The sequence below is a fragment of the Pelagimonas sp. genome (genome assembly GCF_050633425.1).
GTDB lineage: Bacteria > Pseudomonadota > Alphaproteobacteria > Rhodobacterales > Rhodobacteraceae > Pelagimonas.
This window is the reverse complement of the sequence record NZ_JBOEGM010000003.1, coordinates 1-17,285: the sequence shown is the minus strand read 5'-3', so window position 1 is coordinate 17,285 and position 17,285 is coordinate 1. Positions and strand designations below refer to the sequence as shown.

The 17,285-nt window shown below is 53.0% G+C and carries 20 protein-coding genes and 1 tRNA gene; 2 read left to right on the top strand and 19 right to left on the bottom strand.

Annotation, left to right across the window (positions count from 1 at the left end; genetic code table 11):
* Nucleotides 1-386 precede the first annotated feature (386 nt).
* Nucleotides 387-471, top strand: a tRNA-Leu gene (locus ACRBB0_RS01450).
* A gap of 189 nt (nt 472-660) precedes the next feature.
* Here the strand turns inward: ACRBB0_RS01450 and ACRBB0_RS01445 are convergent.
* The 4 genes from ACRBB0_RS01445 to ACRBB0_RS01430 form a co-directional block, all read right to left on the bottom strand.
* Nucleotides 661-1,128 carry a hypothetical protein gene (locus tag ACRBB0_RS01445; protein ID WP_431372614.1) on the bottom strand — a complete coding sequence of 156 codons (468 nt, stop codon included), beginning with the start codon at nt 1,126-1,128 and terminating at the stop codon, nt 661-663.
* 196 nt (nt 1,129-1,324) lie between these two features.
* Complete coding sequence (locus ACRBB0_RS01440; protein ID WP_431372613.1) at nt 1,325-1,804, bottom strand: hypothetical protein; 480 nt, start codon at nt 1,802-1,804, stop codon at nt 1,325-1,327.
* The gene (locus tag ACRBB0_RS01435) at nt 1,801-2,100 is read right to left on the bottom strand and encodes a hypothetical protein (RefSeq protein ID WP_431372612.1); all 300 of its coding nucleotides are present in this window, start codon (nt 2,098-2,100) and stop codon (nt 1,801-1,803) included. Before ACRBB0_RS01435 ends, ACRBB0_RS01440 begins: the two co-directional genes overlap by 4 nt.
* Nucleotides 2,101-2,604: 504 nt before the next feature.
* The gene (locus tag ACRBB0_RS01430) at nt 2,605-3,201 is read right to left on the bottom strand and encodes a recombinase family protein (protein WP_431372611.1); all 597 of its coding nucleotides are present in this window, start codon (nt 3,199-3,201) and stop codon (nt 2,605-2,607) included.
* A 463-nt stretch (nt 3,202-3,664) separates the two neighbouring features.
* On the opposite strand from ACRBB0_RS01430, the gene ACRBB0_RS01425 reads away from it, so the two are divergent.
* Nucleotides 3,665-4,774 carry a hypothetical protein gene (locus ACRBB0_RS01425; protein ID WP_431372610.1) on the top strand — a complete coding sequence of 370 codons (1,110 nt, stop codon included), beginning with the start codon at nt 3,665-3,667 and terminating at the stop codon, nt 4,772-4,774.
* A 189-nt stretch (nt 4,775-4,963) separates the two neighbouring features.
* On the opposite strand, the gene ACRBB0_RS01420 is transcribed toward ACRBB0_RS01425, so the two are convergent.
* From ACRBB0_RS01420 to ACRBB0_RS01350, 15 genes are all read right to left on the bottom strand, one after another.
* The gene (locus ACRBB0_RS01420; protein WP_431372609.1) at nt 4,964-5,770 is read right to left on the bottom strand and encodes an abortive infection family protein; all 807 of its coding nucleotides are present in this window, start codon (nt 5,768-5,770) and stop codon (nt 4,964-4,966) included.
* 756 nt (nt 5,771-6,526) lie between these two features.
* Entirely contained in the window at nt 6,527-9,721 is a 3,195-nt protein-coding gene (locus ACRBB0_RS01415; RefSeq protein ID WP_431372608.1) for a hypothetical protein, read from the bottom strand.
* Between the two features lie 331 nt (nt 9,722-10,052).
* On the bottom strand, nt 10,053-10,301 hold the full coding sequence (locus tag ACRBB0_RS01410) for a hypothetical protein (RefSeq protein ID WP_431372607.1): 249 nt from the start codon (nt 10,299-10,301) through the stop codon (nt 10,053-10,055).
* The gene (locus ACRBB0_RS01405) at nt 10,298-10,711 is read right to left on the bottom strand and encodes a hypothetical protein (RefSeq protein ID WP_431372606.1); all 414 of its coding nucleotides are present in this window, start codon (nt 10,709-10,711) and stop codon (nt 10,298-10,300) included. Before ACRBB0_RS01405 ends, ACRBB0_RS01410 begins: the two co-directional genes overlap by 4 nt.
* A gap of 240 nt (nt 10,712-10,951) precedes the next feature.
* Nucleotides 10,952-11,260, bottom strand: coding sequence for a hypothetical protein (locus tag ACRBB0_RS01400; RefSeq protein WP_431372605.1), 309 nt, complete (start codon nt 11,258-11,260; stop codon nt 10,952-10,954).
* Complete coding sequence (locus tag ACRBB0_RS01395; protein WP_431372604.1) at nt 11,245-11,745, bottom strand: hypothetical protein; 501 nt, start codon at nt 11,743-11,745, stop codon at nt 11,245-11,247. Before ACRBB0_RS01395 ends, ACRBB0_RS01400 begins: the two co-directional genes overlap by 16 nt.
* A gap of 28 nt (nt 11,746-11,773) precedes the next feature.
* Nucleotides 11,774-12,181 carry a hypothetical protein gene (locus ACRBB0_RS01390; protein ID WP_431372603.1) on the bottom strand — a complete coding sequence of 136 codons (408 nt, stop codon included), beginning with the start codon at nt 12,179-12,181 and terminating at the stop codon, nt 11,774-11,776.
* Nucleotides 12,182-12,684: 503 nt separating this feature from the next.
* On the bottom strand, nt 12,685-13,953 hold the full coding sequence (locus ACRBB0_RS01385; protein ID WP_431372602.1) for a tyrosine-type recombinase/integrase: 1,269 nt from the start codon (nt 13,951-13,953) through the stop codon (nt 12,685-12,687).
* Nucleotides 13,954-14,255: 302 nt separating this feature from the next.
* The gene (locus tag ACRBB0_RS01380) at nt 14,256-14,438 is read right to left on the bottom strand and encodes a helix-turn-helix transcriptional regulator (RefSeq protein WP_431372601.1); all 183 of its coding nucleotides are present in this window, start codon (nt 14,436-14,438) and stop codon (nt 14,256-14,258) included.
* The gene (locus tag ACRBB0_RS01375; RefSeq protein WP_431372600.1) at nt 14,435-14,695 is read right to left on the bottom strand and encodes a hypothetical protein; all 261 of its coding nucleotides are present in this window, start codon (nt 14,693-14,695) and stop codon (nt 14,435-14,437) included. The genes ACRBB0_RS01380 and ACRBB0_RS01375 overlap by 4 nt, the downstream gene beginning before the upstream one ends.
* A gap of 161 nt (nt 14,696-14,856) precedes the next feature.
* The gene (locus tag ACRBB0_RS01370; RefSeq protein WP_431372599.1) at nt 14,857-15,249 is read right to left on the bottom strand and encodes a Lar family restriction alleviation protein; all 393 of its coding nucleotides are present in this window, start codon (nt 15,247-15,249) and stop codon (nt 14,857-14,859) included.
* Nucleotides 15,242-15,487, bottom strand: a complete 246-nt coding sequence (locus ACRBB0_RS01365) for a hypothetical protein (RefSeq protein ID WP_431372598.1) — start codon at nt 15,485-15,487, stop codon at nt 15,242-15,244. The genes ACRBB0_RS01370 and ACRBB0_RS01365 overlap by 8 nt, the downstream gene beginning before the upstream one ends.
* On the bottom strand, nt 15,480-15,911 hold the full coding sequence (locus ACRBB0_RS01360; protein WP_431372597.1) for a hypothetical protein: 432 nt from the start codon (nt 15,909-15,911) through the stop codon (nt 15,480-15,482). Before ACRBB0_RS01360 ends, ACRBB0_RS01365 begins: the two co-directional genes overlap by 8 nt.
* Nucleotides 15,904-16,242 (bottom strand): hypothetical protein, encoded by a 339-nt coding sequence (locus ACRBB0_RS01355; protein WP_431372596.1) that lies wholly within the window; start codon nt 16,240-16,242, stop codon nt 15,904-15,906. Before ACRBB0_RS01355 ends, ACRBB0_RS01360 begins: the two co-directional genes overlap by 8 nt.
* A complete protein-coding gene (locus ACRBB0_RS01350) occupies nt 16,239-17,255 on the bottom strand; it encodes a DUF5131 family protein (RefSeq protein ID WP_431372595.1) in 1,017 nt (338 codons plus the stop codon). Before ACRBB0_RS01350 ends, ACRBB0_RS01355 begins: the two co-directional genes overlap by 4 nt.
* Between the last annotated feature and the right edge of the window lie 30 nt (nt 17,256-17,285).

Below are 17,285 nucleotides of genomic sequence, written 5' to 3'. Positions count from 1 at the left end.
CCTACACCGGCCTTGGTTCCACAAGCTCATGGCCAAAACAAAAAGTCAAAAAAATCGTGATGGTCTAGGTCGATTTGCCGCCTGATCATCGCCCAAATTCAGGTCGGGCTATGTCGTGACTGTTTTCGGCTCGCCAAAACTTGTGCCGACATGCTTCGATGTGTGCTCGGCGCCGGTGATTTTAAGGCCCGTCCAGACCAACGGCAGGCCAAAAAAAGGCAAGAAAACCGAGTGTATAATTCGATCCAAACAGACCTTCTTTGCGTCTCGACGGATTGGAAAACGTCTTGGCTTCGTTTTGTTGCATTTTCCTCTCGCTCTTCTGTGAAAGCTTTGCTAAACCGCGCCTCACCGGTCGGGCAGTACCCCGAGTCACCGGATCGGATGCGGGTGTGGCGGAATTGGTAGACGCACCAGATTTAGGTTCTGGCGCCGCGAGGCGTGGGGGTTCAAGTCCCTCCACCCGCACCACTTTGAAATAAAACAGAAAATTTGATTACGGCGGTCTCGGATAACGGCTGAAATTCTGCTACTGCTACGAATTTGCTACGATGCGTGGTTGAGGTGTAGCAGTCGCGTAGCAGGTTCTTTGTACCACGGGTTAGCACTCCAAGCTGGGGCGACTCTCGCCGCCCCGTGCTATCTCTCGGTGGTTGACGCTTATAGGTTCAGCTTTTCCAGCATCCGTTGCATGCGCATCGCAGGCATATCATCCAGCATCTTCTGGATGCGCACATGCGGAAGATCATCGTAAATCTTTTGCAACTTGACGTGTGGAAGGTTTTCGTAAATCCGCGCGACCTTCATCGCCGGGGATTCTTCAATTGACTGCACCACGTCCAGAATTGACCGATTGCGCTTAACGACACGCTGCGCTGGACAGTTGCGCTCTTCATGGCGCTCACGCGCCTCTGTCATTCGCTCTTCCTTTTGCGCGCTCCACTTGTCGTGAAGGCGACGGCGGAAGGCTTCTTGCTGTCTGTAGTCGGCTATTCCCAACTCACCCGCAATTTTCATGATTACTGAGTTTGCGGATTTGTTCGGTTCGCGCGTTAGCGCGTCTGCGATTTGATCCAGATACGGCCCATCTGGATAAGTGCTGCCCTTCGGGCGTCCACGTTTTGCCATGTCGTTTCCTTTGCTCGATTGTTTCGATGGGCCTAACTTCGGGACGGAGCGACCGCTTGTCAGCGAAGATAATAGTGCCAGACAAAGAAAACTGTGAGATTAATTCAGCGATCTGTGAGAAAAAAAGGAAAGCTACGCGCGGCTTTTGTGAGAATAAATGGCTGCGGGCGTGTTCGACGCATCGACTAAGGCAAAATCAGTAATATTGCAGCGTCTCGCGGTTCTCCCATGCTGCGGCGAAGTCAGGGTAGCCGGTGGCAGCGTTTGTCTTAGCTTCCGTTAAGCGGTCTACCCGCCGAACCAACCATCCCCCGGCACGTGTGGAAACCCAACCATAGTAGATGTAGGTGAGGTCTGAGTCGTCAGTTTCGTCCGGCGGCAGAGCCGATGGACCGCTGTTCGGTCCCGGTGGACCTTGGATGCCCACGGTGGACGCCACTACCTCAAGCGGGCCGTCCACTTGCACCGATACATCTGGCACGCTGACAACGCTCTGCACGGTCGCAATGGTGGGGCTAACCACTACTTCGATGGTGTCAGATTCAGCGCTCACATTCGCGGGCGCGACGGACGCGCTAACCTCGACGCTGCCGCCTGCAACACTGACGGCGGGACCGTCTTCGATCCGGCGCGTTTCTACCGTTATCGAGTCGGTGCTGACTGCCACCTGCGTCATGAATATTCCACGGCGAGTTGGTTGGTTGTCTGGTTCTCCGCACCGCTTGCCGTCATGAGGCGAAAGCGCAGCGGTGTATTAGACGGCAGCCCGTCCGCCCATTCGACGCGTACACGGATTGCCCCGTTTACCGGGTCTGTAAGCGTAGCCGAAACCAACCCTTCTATGCGGTGATCAGGTTCAAAGATACTGACGGTGTGTCCGGTTAAATCTGCGTTGGCGGACGAGCCGTTGGGCCAATTCAGATCAAATGTGAGGTCTGAGCCTCTATTAACGGCGAAAGTTGACGTGGCCATGCCTTTTCCAAATTTTGAGGGATTTCGTGAATTCTAGCACGATTTCTGGGCACGCCAAAAAGGTAACGGGTCATGACCTGAAATATACGAAATGCTAACCGTTTAGATCCGGTTTTGCTAACCGCCGCCCAAAAGAAATTTTATCCAACCTTACATCTCAAATCTGGCCAGAGATTTACGCTAACAAATGTTGGTCGTTTATATGCTTGTGGCTACCGGCGGTGTTTGGAGAGGCGAACGTAGGCCCCCTATGGAGCCCCATACGCCCTTTCTGAGCAACATCACGCGCTACGCGCGCTCCTGCTTACCTCAAAACCACGCGGCTTTCAGCGCGCATCTCTGCGCCTATAGCAGCCTATGGGTAAGTGTCCCGTTGGGCCGTTTTCAGCTAAAACCCTGACAGCATTTTGAGCGCTGCCAAGAGGATGAAGAAATTCACGAGACCGATTGTAAATTGCATGTCTTATCCTTTGTTGCTGGCCGCGTCAGCGGCGATATGCCCGCTCACGCGGGCTTGTTGTCGGCAAGGATGCGATACACGCTGGCAACGCCGATACCCAATTGCTTGGCAATCTCAGGTGCCTTGAAATCACGCGCACGCAAGGCCAAAACCTCTGGCGTTTTGGCTCTGGCAGTAGGTTGCCGCCCTTTGTATTTCCCATCTTTCTTGGCCTTTGCGATGCCCACGGCGCGGCGCTCTGCAAAGCGGTCTTTCTCGAATTGTCCGATGGCTGCGAGGACGTGGAAATGAAGGCTCTGAGCCGCGTCTGTGGGGTCCAACGGGCTATTGCTTATGTCGTGCAACGTGAATTGAACTCCATGCCGATAAGCTCGTTTGACGGTCTTGATAGCGTGTTCAATGTCGCGAAAAGCCCGGTCCATCTTTGTGATGTGAATATTCACGGGCGCGCCGGTTTGTTCCGCCCGATCCATCGCCTGTTCAATCATGTCTTCGAACACGGGCCGATGATGGCCAGCGCTGGCTTGTTCCTGAAAGATGTTGGTTGCACCGGCGCGCGTGAGCGCGTCCGATTGGTGCTCCCAAGTTGCGGCCTGTCGGTCTGCATTGGTGCTGACGCGGGCGTAACCCCAGTGCTCCATAATACGCACTCCTTTCTCATATGATTCTATAACTTATGATAGTCTATCGCATGGTTGGAGTCACGGTTTATATGATAGAAAAATTGGGCGAATTATCACGTCTATTTGGATACGTACCTATTGATAGTGACTTGATCTGAATAACCCGAAGGTAGCGGATTTTATCGTCAGGGAATGAGGGCGCATCCCAGATGTTAGGGCGGCTTGCTTAGGTGGGTGCAAGGTCTGTGGGCCGCCTCAGAGGCCGAATGATACAAACCAATTTCTAGCTAGAAAAAACGGCAGATCATCAGTCCATTTCGGTGGATGGGCGCGCGTCAGCGCAAGAGCGTTTGTGCTCTAGAAAAAATGAGCGATTGTAAAAACGGACGCGCGTCAAAACAATTTCCTAGGTCGCTAGAAAAGCCACCCTCCAATCACTATATTATGCGGAAAATGGCGAGGCGGCAGCAAGGTGTAGGCGATGAGCAATGAATCCGACGATGAGAAGCCTAAAGGGTTCGACATTTCCAAGCTAGGCGTGGGAATGAGCGATGAAGAGCGCAAAGCCGCTGACAAGCGGCTACATCGCCAGTTCAAAGACCTGTCTTCTGGGGTGGGCAGCATTGGAGCGGCGCAGAAGGCGGCACTCGGATTAGGTGCATCGGGTATCTTTGCAGACATGGCGCGCCAGTCCGAAAAGTTGAGGCGCATCGTGGACCCGGTAGGGCTGCACAACCTCACCATGGGCTTAGATCAAGCGTCATTTGGTCTCTCGCCTTCGATTCTGGACAGTCTGAAAATCGACAGTCCTTTCGCCCGCTTGGCAGTGGATATGGAGCGACATTCCAAAATCTTTGATTCTCTGTCCTTGGGCATAGATCGGCAATTGGGTTTGATGCCCAGCATCATTCGAAACTTTGAGTCCAACTATGCTTTGGGCGTCACGCAGGCGCTGGACCTTCCGCGCATTGGGGCCACCTTCGCGGCCTTGGATATCGGCAAGTATGGTCGCATTTTTGATAGCGTGAATGCCTTGCAGGGTCTTGGCCTTGGTCCAGAGTTCGGGGACCGTTTCGGCATCCTTGCGACTGGTCTGACTGAGCAGATGCAGGCGCTTGGCCAAATCGGTACCATTGCATCTGCGGCGCAAATCGGACTGGGCCTGTCTGGCAGCATCGAAGAAATGCTTGCCCGCACCATCGCCGCGCAAGAGGCGCTGGCGGAACAGGAACAAGCGCCGGTTGATGAGACAACGCGCCAGAGGCTGGCGCGTCAGGTACACTTGCTTGCTAGTATTTTCGCCATCTTGTCATTCTTCATGATGGTAGCGCTGGAAATCGAAGATCGTCTTTCAGACGATGAAGACGCGGCAATACGGGCGAACACGGCAACGATGGAGCAGATGCAGCTTTCAATCGACGCGCTCACATCTCAGCTACAGGAAGTGACCGCCGCGCAAGATGCTGCGACGGAACAAGACAGGGCCGTTGACGCGGCGATTGCAGACCTTCTGCGCGAGATTGCCGACAGCTTGGCGGATCAAGACCCTAAGGAGTCGGAACTTGACGCTGGGCCTCCCCCGGCAAACTAGACAAATCATGAATTAAAATGAGGGCCGCGTCAGCGGCCCTTTTGTTTTGGTCGGATGAAAGTGCAACTTGCTTCAAGTATGGCAGCGGACATGCCTTTTCACTTATTGCCTGGAACGTAAATCCTACGCAACTTTTGACTAACCAAAAATTATTTGCGAGCCGTTCGCAAGTGGCTACTGTAGGACGCTCTAGCTGTCATCCAAACACTCCAACACATACGCAGCCAATGTGTGTGCAGAATGGATAACAAGCCGCGCGTGTCTCGGACGTATCGCGGATGCGGTATGCTCTGCCTCTGTGCGGCCATGTGCGCCACTGCGTTTGTTCCTCAGATACATGGTCCCGTCCACGACGCTCCCAAGTCCGGAAGCAATTTTCTTTAGGTCCTTGGTCTCTAAATCCTTGGGATTGATCCCAAGATCATCGCGGGTTAACCGCCACAAATCGTTGAGGGTGTCGCCATTCTCATTGTATGCGATTTTTTTCTTGCTGAGATACGCCTTGAAAGTTGCTTCAAGCACATTGCCCGCATATTGCGCGGCTGCATTCGGATCATCTTCTACTTGTTTCAGGGCGCGCTTCATTTCTACTTCTACGGCGGAAAGACCACGTTGTGAAACCAATTCATCCAAGGATGCAGTAGGCGTAGCGTTTGCGGTGCCGATATTTCCGCCAACCGAATAGCTAAGCCCAGAACGCGAAAGCACTTTCTTTATGCGCTCTTGCTGATCCTTTAGGTTGATCGACCATTCCGGTTCTTCAACACGCATCCAATTGTCGCCACTTGAAGGGTCCCAACCCGGATTCTCAAGAATATTCTCCAATAGTAGGCCAAGCACATCTAGCGGTGAAAGGCTTTGCTTATTTGTGAGGCGTAACCAATCGACGGTCTTTTGCACCTTGTTTCCGCCGGGATTTGCCTCTGGCGCATCGGCGTAGGCGAACAACCGGTCAATATCAGCATGGGTATAGTGGTCACTGAAAATCTCGCCCAAGACGCCTATAACAGGTGATGGTATTTTTCCGTCCATAGCGCTGTCCTCATGTGTAGGCCGCCTGACCCGCAAAAGGGGTCAAGAGTCGTGACTTCTGACCTTGCCGGGTTGCCCGCCTTGTGAGTACACTTAGGGTGTTAGGACTAAGCTGTCACAAGGCGAGCTTCGCCGGAGCCAGCGACCACGCCAGATACTAGATAATGTGTTTGGCGTGGTCACACTGCATAATCCGAAATTCGAGATACGCGGGCAACATATCTTCGCAGTTGACTCAGTTATTGGCCAAAAAGAATCTGGGCTGGTAAGAAGCCCGGTGTGTGACAAAATCATGTCAAGATACCTTTGGCTTTGCGGGGGGTGTGCGGGGGACTTTCACAAACTCCCGCAAGAAATTGCAAATAAAAACAATGGCTTCCTGCATTTTGCGGGGGTTGCGGGTTTTTTTTGCCCGTTTCAGCCCTGCAATGTAAAAACATATTTTCTTTTTCTACTGCGAGGTGTGTGACAATCGTAAATATATTTTTCTCCTATATCTTGAAGTAGTAAAAGACCCCCGCAACCCCCGCAAAATCCTCTTAAGCCATTGTAATTGTATATAAAAATGTTGCGGGGGTCTTTTCTCAACCCCCGCAAAGATCCCCGCAAAACTGGTCAAGACCCCCGCAAAACTGGTCAAGACCCCCGCAAAAAAGGAAAGGCACACCCGCATTCCAGCAAGATGTGCCTTTCATTCAAGAGTCGGTAATGCTTGCGCCGCTACGCGGTCTCATTACTCAGCACTTCTTTCGTCATCACATAGCGGTTGCTTTTCGTACTTTTGTCATACTGTTCCTCAAAACTCACTTCGATCTTTTCCGAACCATCTCTCACGATCCACGGTTTCTTGGCGATCTTTGAAAACCAACGCCCGATTTTTGCTGGGTCTTTGTACGTGCCATCTACTTTGCTGTAACCCAAGCGGTTGATCATGATCGGTTCATTAGCTGTCTCAGCACATCCTTTATTGAGAATTTCCATAAGCTGACCAGCACGGAATTTCTCACCCTCTGGATATGTAGCAAGCTCAACCAAAAACAGATTGAGCGTGGCCGCGTCTTCATTCGCCGTGTCTTCTTTAAGCTTCTGAGCATTGCCAAGGAAACCGCGAACGCCAACACTCTCCAGCACACCGCCGATGATTGCCGTGTAGCGTTCATACGATCCCATAACGACGTCGGTGTACGGCTTTTTGCCCTGCGATATCCAATACTGGATGATCGTCAGGCAACATTGCACCAGCTTGGCGCGATCCTTGATCACAAAGGCGGGTAAGTCATCGTGAAGCCACCCTGTTCGCTTTTCTGGCTCAGCGCTCTGCGCATCTAGGTCAATCAAAACCGTCCGACGCGCGAGTTCTGCCGACAAATTGGAATGGATTGCAGTCATCGACCAAACATTTCGCACTTCGACTTCAACCGTGTCAGTGCGCCCTAACGGGCGCGCCAAATAAACTGGCTCGGTTAATGCCGTTGCCAGTTCCGGGCAATCAATCGTATGTGCGACGTTGTCAAAGTTTACCCATCCAATACCCGAACACAACAAAGAGGTAAGTGTTTTTGGTGCCTCATCATCTTTTTTCGGGAACGGGGTTGCGGGGGCCGGTTTTCCGGTCGCAATCAAGTGGCAGACCTTAGTAATCAGACCTGCCCCCGTGCCGGGGCTTGGTTTGTTGAAAAGGTGCATTGGTGTTGGGCCATCGACCATGTCCCGCAGGAAGGTCAGCAAGATCAAGCCAAGCACATTGGCAAGGGCTGGGACGCCCTCACCTTCATGGTACCGAGCCATGATCTCTTTGCGGTTCAATCCACCAAGTGGGAAGTCCGCCAGTACCTGTTCGATGATGTAATGCGCGGAGTCCGTGGCCTGTTTCTTAGTCGGCGTGGTTGGCACATCCGCAAGCACAAAGCCTTGGGGCGGATCATAGTACACCTGCGCGTCAGCATGGTATCCGGGTTCGGTTACAAGCATCCCACCCGCCGTAAAGAAGGGTGATGTGACGACGCCGCGTAGCGGCAATGCAAAATCATCGTGCGGGCGGTGCGCAATGTTTTTGACCACGTCCAATGGCGGTGCCGTGCTTACATCTACGTAGTTATCGCCCATTTTTTGGGTCTTTTCAAATTGCACAACGCGCGCGATCACCTCTGTCAGCGGATCAACCGGCAAAGGTTTCAAGCGCCCATTGCGGACTTCCGTCAGTTGCTCAGCAAGGCTGAAAAGCAAGGGTTCATCCGCGTTAGCGGTGATCAGCTTTTCAATGGTGGCCGCGATGACGGGCATGTAGCCGTCGCTTACGTTGATCGCATCGGATTTCTTGGCGGGTTGGCTTGCCCGTGTCTCTGCATGGATGGTCTTGATCATCCGATCAACATCGCGCTTGCCAAGGGCGGTCACGTCCGCAATTTCGGTTTTCGCGCGATTTAAGGATGATGTGTCCGCGCCGTCCTTAATCAGGCGGGCTATATGGGCCTTCACGTCATCGTCGCTGGAATCCTTCGACAGTCCCGCAACCTGCGATTTCACTTTATCGGTGGTCACGGTCAACGGAGTTTCTTCATCGTCAATGAGCACGAATTCTTCATCGTAAATCGCGTCTTCATCAAACCATTCATCTTCAAGCATCTGTTGCAAAAATTCGAGTTTGTGCCGCCCCTTGCAAGCGTCGTGGTGGCAGAAGACTGACCAGACTTCATGCTCATTCGCATGCGGGTTCATGACCATTGTGCCGCTGCCACCTGACGTGGAGTGCTCATGTTCAAATGGGCATTCAATGTGTATCGTGCTGTCACGTTCGCCGCCCACATTGCGCACCTTGTCAGCCGCGTGTGCCTCGATCAGGTCCGCAATCAGGAAGCGGTGTTTGTGCTCATGGTGCCATCTATTCAATGACCGTCCGGACTCCGGCATGAGGAAGCGTTCAACCTCACCACCTTCGCTACCACCCGCAAGAAAAGGATCACCTTGGGGCTGACGTCCCTTTATGTACTCCGCCTTCGAAACCGGTACGATATCTTCGAACCGCAGCGGCTTACCCATGACGATGCAATTGTAAAACTCAGCCCCCTTGGGGCTTCTTGGCGTGAAGAAGCACCGGTTGATATCGGTGGAACTAACGTCGAATTCAGCCTTCAAGATGTTTCGGCAAACGCCAGTCACCTTGTCTGCCCAAATGTCTTTCCAGCCTGCCAAAGTTGGGGCAAGGTCTGCCAATTCCACCGGTTCTGCAAGCGGTAGCACCACGCGGAATTTGTCGATTGCAGGAACCTTCAAAATGATACGCAACCCGTCCTTTGTCTGAGTCCGTGCGTCTTCGATCTCCACGGCGTCAATAAATTCAGAATCGTATCGGGTCGCGTGATGCAGGCGCAGGTATTCTTTGATTTGGGCAAGGTCCGGCGATGCCTTCAACGCTAGTTTCCGCATCACATCGTCATGTTTTAATTCAAGCCGCGTTGTGAGGTGATTGAAGGTGCTGTAAACAAACGCAAACACCCCGGCGGCTTCCAAATTCTGTATTGTGTCTTCCATGGACGCGCCTGCGTCATGGTCTGTGACGATAGCGTACATCGTTTTGACGGCTGTATCCTTGCGCGCGCCGTCGATGTTCTCAGAAGGGCAAATTGAAGGACCGTGTTTGGAGGCCGCTTCCGGGTGAACTGCCAAACCCCAAGATTTTTTATCCCCGTTGATCCAATGGTTCAGAGACAATTCTTGCCGTTTCCAATCACCATCGCGAGTGTTGCGACGGGGGGTTTCCGGATACACCTCGCCTGTCATGAAGACGAACTTCTGATCTAGGAGATTATCAAGGTCTAGCGATGTATCACCGCGAATTTCCGCATCGTGCAGCCATCCATCGTCATCGCAATTATCTTGTGATTCCACGCTAATAGCGTTCACTTTATTAGTCATCGTATTTGTCCCTGCGCTTGACAGCGCTTGTGAATTGGGGTATATTAATACCGTGAATTGGAGAGGCATCCGCGCTCGTTTTGTCCCGAGCGATAACGGGTGCCTCTTTTTTGTTCCGCCACGCAACGCGAACCGAACAGCGAAATTTTGGGGTTCCAACTTCGCTCTCGATTCATTGCCGAGAAGACGATTTTTTATGGGTGCGGTCGGGCATGTGCCCGACAAGACGCCGCCCCATGCGCAATGGCGTCGAGCTTCAACTACACGATGCAGGTTAACCACATGTAAACAAAAGAAACTTTCCTTAGCCTTGCATTTTCAAGCATGCCCATCAGCCGCTAACGCGGTCCCGTTTGACGTTCAAAGGCTCGCAGAAATCACGCACGTAATCCGCAATCTCTGCATCAGAAAGCTTAGAGGCATGGTGTGCAATGACATATTCGGTAAGCTGGTTTATGTCGTCACAGATTGCCGCTGACGCCGGGACGCCAAGGACGCTGATACGCACCGGAAACGAAATACGACGACTGCCTTTCTCCGTCAGTTCACCGGCTTTGCAGTCTAGTCGGAGTTCGATCATGCGCGCCCCGCAAGGTCATTGGCGTGTTCAATTGCGGCTGCATCGAGTTTGAAGCGGACATTTTCGCTATCGGCCCAGACTGTTTTACCTTTCCGTGCAAAGGGCATGGCCCCGCAAAGCTTGGCGGCACTTAGCATCGCCGCGCGATCTGTGTGGAAACGGGCCATTAGGTTATCGACGTCAAACGCGACTCCGGGCTGACAACCGGCGGCGAAATCACGTTCAAAAAGAAGAGCCGATGCCAACGCGATCACCTCCGCCATTTTGTCCGGCTCAAAAGCCAAGATGCGCGCAAGTTCGCAGCTACGCGCATCTTCTGCTGTTCGCGGCGTGGCTGGCGCGTCAAACGCCGTCAAAAAGGCAAGGTATTTTGCCGATTGTTCTGCCAAATTGGTGTTGAATGGGAGCATGTTTTCTATCCTAATTTCATGATGATTGTCCTTTCTTGGTCGGGGTAGAAAGTGGTTGAGATTTCCACGTTCGGGGCGTGGAAGGGCGGGATGATCCACGCCAGCAAGTGCAGATCACCCCTAACGGCTGAACGCCGTATTGGTTGGCGTCTTGAACCAAGGGCTGATGGTCGGACGCCGCCCATCTCGCCTCGTCATGTTGTTTTTCAAGACAACACGGAGCTGACGGGTCGAAGCTCGTTATTCTGTGTCGCGCGGATGTCCGCAGGTTGGGCAAAAATCGCCGGATGGGAGAGCGGCAATCACTTTCATGAGGTGTGACATGTTGATTTTTTCGAAACTGCGCGGAGTCTTCTTGATTTCGGGGGCCTCGACAAAGTTTAGCAGTTTTTTGCACGTCTGACTCAGAAGGTCACTTTCCTTAATCACGCGGTCAATGGATGCCGGATCATCTGCCATTTGGTTGGCGTGGTAACGTAATTCTTTCAGTCCTTCACGAATAAGAAAGATGGAGTTTCGGGCGGTGCGGCTTTTTATGTCTGCTGACACGTGCACACCTCAATTTCATTCAAGCGCCGTATCAGTTCGTTTGACTGTCCATGATCATTGTCGGGAATGTCCTCGTATTCAGTTAGCTTGGCCAATCTCGCAGTGTGATCAGCGTAGACAGACCGTAGTTGCTGCAACCGAATAGGCGGAACGCTGCTATTCTGGGCCGTAACATACGCTTCTTGAAGAGTATCGCTGACCTCGACAAAAAGGCGCAAGATGTCATCACGTGTGAACGTGTCAGGCACTGCCTGTGATGCGTTTTCAATCGCGCGCTGGCGGCGGCGTTCGTTTGCGACTAGCCAACCGATGCGTGCCTGTACGACATCTTTACGGCGAAGGCGGTGGCCACTGACTTTTGCGGCGTTCATGTCGCCAGAGTGCGTTTTGTTGACCGGCACAGCGGCAATATAGGCTGCGCCATTGTTCATTCCCTTGGCAACATTCTTGGCGAAGTGCTCCCAACGCTCATTTTTGAGCGGCAAGGCGGGATCAAGTTGGGGCGGTGCCATGTCAAATCAGCCCATGTCTACGCGCATGTGCAATCTTTGCAGCACCGGACAGGACATTTTGCTGTCGTAGAACCTCATCCATCTCGGCTTTCGTATACTCTCGCGGCTTCGCAGCCGGGGGCTTATCGAGGCCGTTAGCGCGGGCAAAGCTCATGCGATCCAATGGCGACATAGACTGAGATAGCTCATCCATCGCGTGCCGCTCAGGCGATCCGGGCGCACTTTCGGCCATCGCTTTCAAGCGGCGCGCTTGTTTGATGGTGGGGATCAACACCCCTTCTTTTTCGAATGATTCAATGTGGTCATTGCTGTCGGCATAGACCGCCATCCGAAAAGAAGGCATGGCGATTACGTCTTCGGGCACAACTTCAACGCCCTCATTTTTGGCCAGAGCTTGCACTTCAATCATCTTTTGTTCGTATCGCTCACGTAGGGTAGCGGATGCACTTACCTGCGCTCTGAAATCGTCAAATTTTTGGGTCACTGGATGTAATCTCCGGTTCTCATAAACTGGTACAGTCTCTCTTCCTCGACGGCACTCCATCGCGGAATTGCCTTGCGCAAGAAGGTGCAAGCTTCTGAATAAGCGTAAGAATCTCGCCATCGCCCTGTATCGGCCAAGGCAAATTTGTGTTTCTCTACATTTGGCCGCGCAACGTTCCAAAAGATTCGTAGGGCGTTTTTTGACAGCCCTAAGGTCGCAGCGATTTGGGGAAGGGTAACGGTATCCATTTTTCTCTGGACAAAATTGTTTCTTGTGTCGAATAGATACCGTAACTCGATTCGATTGTCAAAATTTCTGCCGAAAACGGGTCACAGAAATAGCTATCGCGCTGTGTGTTAACTGTCTGTAAATAAATGACTATGTGGCTATTTCGAGGATTGGGCCTTTCCGCCCGCTTTCTCGCGATCCTATTCGGAACGTTCCTGCTTTTCCCGCTCCATCGCCTCGTTGTATTCGTCCATCTTGATTGAGGCGTGCGCCTTCAAAACGTCATCAACAAAAGAGGGTTCGGGCTTTGGCGCATCGTCTTCCAGAATAGCCGACCAGACGTCCAAGTGTTGCGCCGCTTTCTGTGGTTCAAGGTGCGCGTACACCTGTTGGGTAACCAAGGTGCTTGAATGTCCCATCAACTTTGACACCACTTCCAGCGGAACATCTTTGTTCAACATCAAGTGGCCAATAGTTTTGCGGAGCGCGTGAGCGCCCAACGGCTTCGGGCGTACTTGTTTCCAAACGTGTATCTGGTGGTTTTTTGTGACCGGAACGTCTGGCCCGTCATACGTCTTTCGTGACGATCCCACTCCCGTGATCGAAGGGCGCGGGAAGACGTAAATGTCGGACCAGCGGGGTAGGGATGACAGATGCTGAATCTGTAGTGGTCCAAGTGGAAATACCTTGTCCGCGCCAGTCTTGTATCGCGTTGCCGGGATTGTCCATGTTCCTGCTTCAAGGTCCAAGTCAGACCATCGCATTTCCCGCGCTTCAATACCTCTACATGGGAACATCATTAGGAAGCGCAGTAGCGCAACCCCAATAGGATATTTATTCGATGCACCAGTGAGATTGCCGCCTAGGTCTTTGATGTCTTGCTTGGTAAAGATGTCTAACCGCCGGTTCGGTGCCGACATTTCCAGCCCCTCCACCGGATTTCCAGTCATCAACTCGCGCTGACGCGCGATTGCACAAAATTTGCTGATATAGGCAATCCAGCGCTTGACCGTCGCAGCGGAGTTGTCCGCCCGCTTTCCGTTGTACCATTCTTGAAGCTTTGCATTCGACAGGCGCGACAGCTTTACGTTGGCCAAATCAGGGGCGATGTGCTTGGCCCATGTGCGCTTGATTTCCTCCGCATGGCCCACGCTGACAGTCGAGGGGTAATGTTTCTCCCATATCTCGAACACATCGCCAAGCGTTTCGGCTTGCTTGGGCCTGTCATCCGACACCAGCTTGCGGGCGCGGTTACGCGCTTCGGCTACGCTGAGCGCATCGGTCCTGTCGATAACGGTCTGGCGGCGCTTGCCGTCCGTCTGAGAGGTCCAGCGGGCAACATAGGTCTTGGCGGTAGGTGTGAGGCGGACCACAAGTTGCGGCACCTCTGTATCCGTCACCCATTGGCCGTCTTTCTCGTGGGCTAAGCGGTCCAAAGCCGCCTTCGTTAGTTTGATGCGTTTGGTCATGTTTTGCCCTACTGCTACGATTCTGCTACTTTCATACCAGAAAATCGTAGCAATGTGCCAGATTCCTTGTGATACCTGAACCTGCTACAAAATTTCGTTTAATATTATATTTTACAGTGGCTTGCGGCGGGCGGCGCGTTCTTCCAAATTGTCACATCACGCGCCCATATTCGCCAAATCACCAGATTTAGGTTCTGGCGCCTTTGGCGTGGGGGTTCGAGTCCCTTCACCCGCACCACTTTTTAGCTTTAAGTGATTGTTATTGCTTGAAATTGAACTTTCTCAACTCCGTAGCCCGCCACTTAGCCCGCCAGCCCATCAACAAAATCTTCAAGGTCTTTGCGCCGCCAGACGGTCACACCTTCCCACTTGATCGGCTTTGGCAGGCGTCCAGCGTTTACCCGATTCCTGACTGTTTGCTCACTGATGCTGAGCAGGAGCGCAACTTGACCGGCGCGTAATAGGATCGGCTGAATAGCGGTCATTGGTCTTCCCCCTCTGCTATCAGGGCCTTGATGTTCACTGATAGACATTCACGATTTGCATCGGATAACATATCATAAACCGCCATTGTCCTAAGTGACCTCGCGCACCAAATCTCATATGTCATTTTTGATGCACCCTTACCAACAACCGCAGGACCATTCCCATCCGATGTTAATGGCATTTCCATAACGTAATACGGCATTTCCCCCGCCTCGACTTTCGCCAGTAGGGTCTTGAGTGCTGTTGTGTTGGTCATTTAGCAACTCCCATCGCATGGAGCACTATGGCATGTTTCGCATAGCTCAGGGCTGTAGTAGCAACATTCATACGCTTGTCCGTCTACCGTTTCGCATCCGCATTCCGGACATTCCCCATTAGGTGCATCGTTAGGTTCCCATTCTATAGGAGCGCAACACATCATTCCCCCTCCTGAGCTAAGGCGCGTAGGGCTGCATGGATAGCTGCATCCACTACGGTTTTGGTTTTATTCTCGCCAGAGAAATCAAGAAGGGCAAAAAGTGGCGGGAACGTCCCTTCAGCATCTTCCGCTCGGCTGCGCCTTGCCGCTGTTGCCATAGTTCGGAATGCCACTTCATCACCCAGCAACACCTTAGCCGCCTCTTGCACGGTTGGGGTGGCGCGGGTGTTCCAAGCGGCGATGACATCAAAACGCGGGGTTCCGCTCGGCTTAGTGAGCGCTGCTTGCATACAACCACAAGTGCCGCATTCTGCGATGAAGTGATCAAAGCAGTCTCGGACTATGGGGGTGCCATTTGGCCCACAAAACGGGCATGGTTTCAGCTTATCCATTGTCATCCTCCATTAGTATAATATCTTCGCACATGTGCAGGGGGATGATAGTTGTTGGCTTATCCCGATACTTTATCACCGCGACGTCATACCAGCCCATTGGCCCGCGCAGTTGGGATACCGTGATAGACTCTGCCCAATTAGGCCCTACGGCATCTCCGGCGCAGCCGCCGTCTGCATCCAATGGGCCCATTGCGCGGGAAAGTCTTTGCCCTTGTTTAATTGCTGATTTATCCATTGTCATACTCCTGCCCCGTATCTGCCGGGGTTTGCATTGGGTCGGTTAGGGCTGAGAGGATGCGGCGTTCGTAGTCCGCTTGGGCTGTGACCCGATGGCCCATAAGCGTGTTGTCTAATGACAAAAGCGTCACCCTGTTGTGCGTCACGAGAAAAAGGTGGTTGCTTAAATCCCCGGAGTCATAATCTCGAATTTCGTATCGCCCAATCTCGCATTCTGCCCGGTCTAACTTCCACTCCAACGGCTTCACCTTCCGCGCATCCGCCAGCCCCCGTGCATAGGCGTCGCGCTCGGCTTGGTCTGCTATGTCGGTGCGGGTGTATTGAGCGCCATTTGTAACCACACTCAAATCGGGTCTGATAGGGCCCCAAGGAGAGTTGCCTTTATACTCCCAAGCCCAAATGTGTTTCGGTGCATCAGTCATTGCTCTTACCCTCCAATGCGGCGCGGGCATCCTTTAGGTGATCGTGCGAAACAAAACGCAACGCCAATGCGGTAACATCGCTTTTGTCCGACATGCGTCCCAAGCGCTCCCGTGCTGAAATTAAAGCCCAATCAAACGGTTTCAGCGCCCCCCGCAGCCGCTCAATCTCTGCGTCTTTGTCCAAGTCTTCGTCGGACCACCCGTTGCCGTTTAGCAATTTTCGCAACTGCTCATTATCCGCCGCCAGCTTGCGCACCGTGTCGCGCATTACCTCCGGGCTGATCATGTCACCCCGGTCGATCCGCTCAATCAGTTCGCTGTGATTGGTCATGTCAGGGCCTCTGGAAACCCGTTGTGTTCGCTGCCATCCAGAATGCGACCGGCGGCTTTCTTGCCGACCTTTTGGAACAGGCAGTGGGTATCAGTTGGTAGGAATTCCAAGCCATTATTCCAGCGCGGATTTCCATCCATCTCAGGCAGTAGATTGCTGTCTGTCGGATCCACGGGAAAAGCCTGCCATCGGATTTCTGGTGGGACATCGAATTCACCCGGAATCCATTCCCCCCATTGCTTGAACAGAAAGGGCGTTTCCGCCTCCCAGCACTGATCGCGCAGGGAGCGCGCCCAATCCGGGTGCATCGGGCGGGCTTTTGGTCCGCTTTCGCCGCCGCAGATCACCCAATCGATTTTAGCGGTCCGGTAGTATTCATCAGCGCCATCAGGGTCAGTGGGATCGACCGCAACGCCTCGCAAGGATTGGATATCATGCCCCTTTGAGCTTGTGACCATCAGATCAATCGGCGCTAGCATCGGCTCTATGCTCAACCCGACCCAAGGAATATCAAGTCGCGCTTTCAGGTCTAGCAGCTTCGGTATGTCCCGGTTTGCTTCCTCCTGATTGACGACTGTTATCATCAGACCGACATGCGAAGGCCAGCCGCCATTTGCCCAAGCTGGTGGGATCATTTGGAACACGTTCCCCACGCGCTTGGTTAGCATCTGAAAACGGCAATTCGGTGCAGCTTCAATGGCGCGGAATAAATCAATCCGCCAAGCCGGGGATGCTGCATTGTCAAACACGTCGCATAGGCTGGACAGGAACACGCGCGGCCAGCGGCCATGCTCGCGGTGAAATGATAGCGCGTCCCGTTCGATTTTGCGGAGCTTGGCTGGACCACCCTTGACCAAACGGCGCGGCGCACCCGGCCCCCAATTTGCCCCAGCCGAGAAGCGGCCATTCCGTTCTTCGGCATAGCAGTTGTCGCAGCCGGGGCCGACCTTCTGGCAACCTTCCCAGAAATTAACGGTGAAGTCGGTCCATTCGATCTTGGTTTGCTGGGTCATGTGTCTTGCTCCAGAGCTAACTTAACTAGG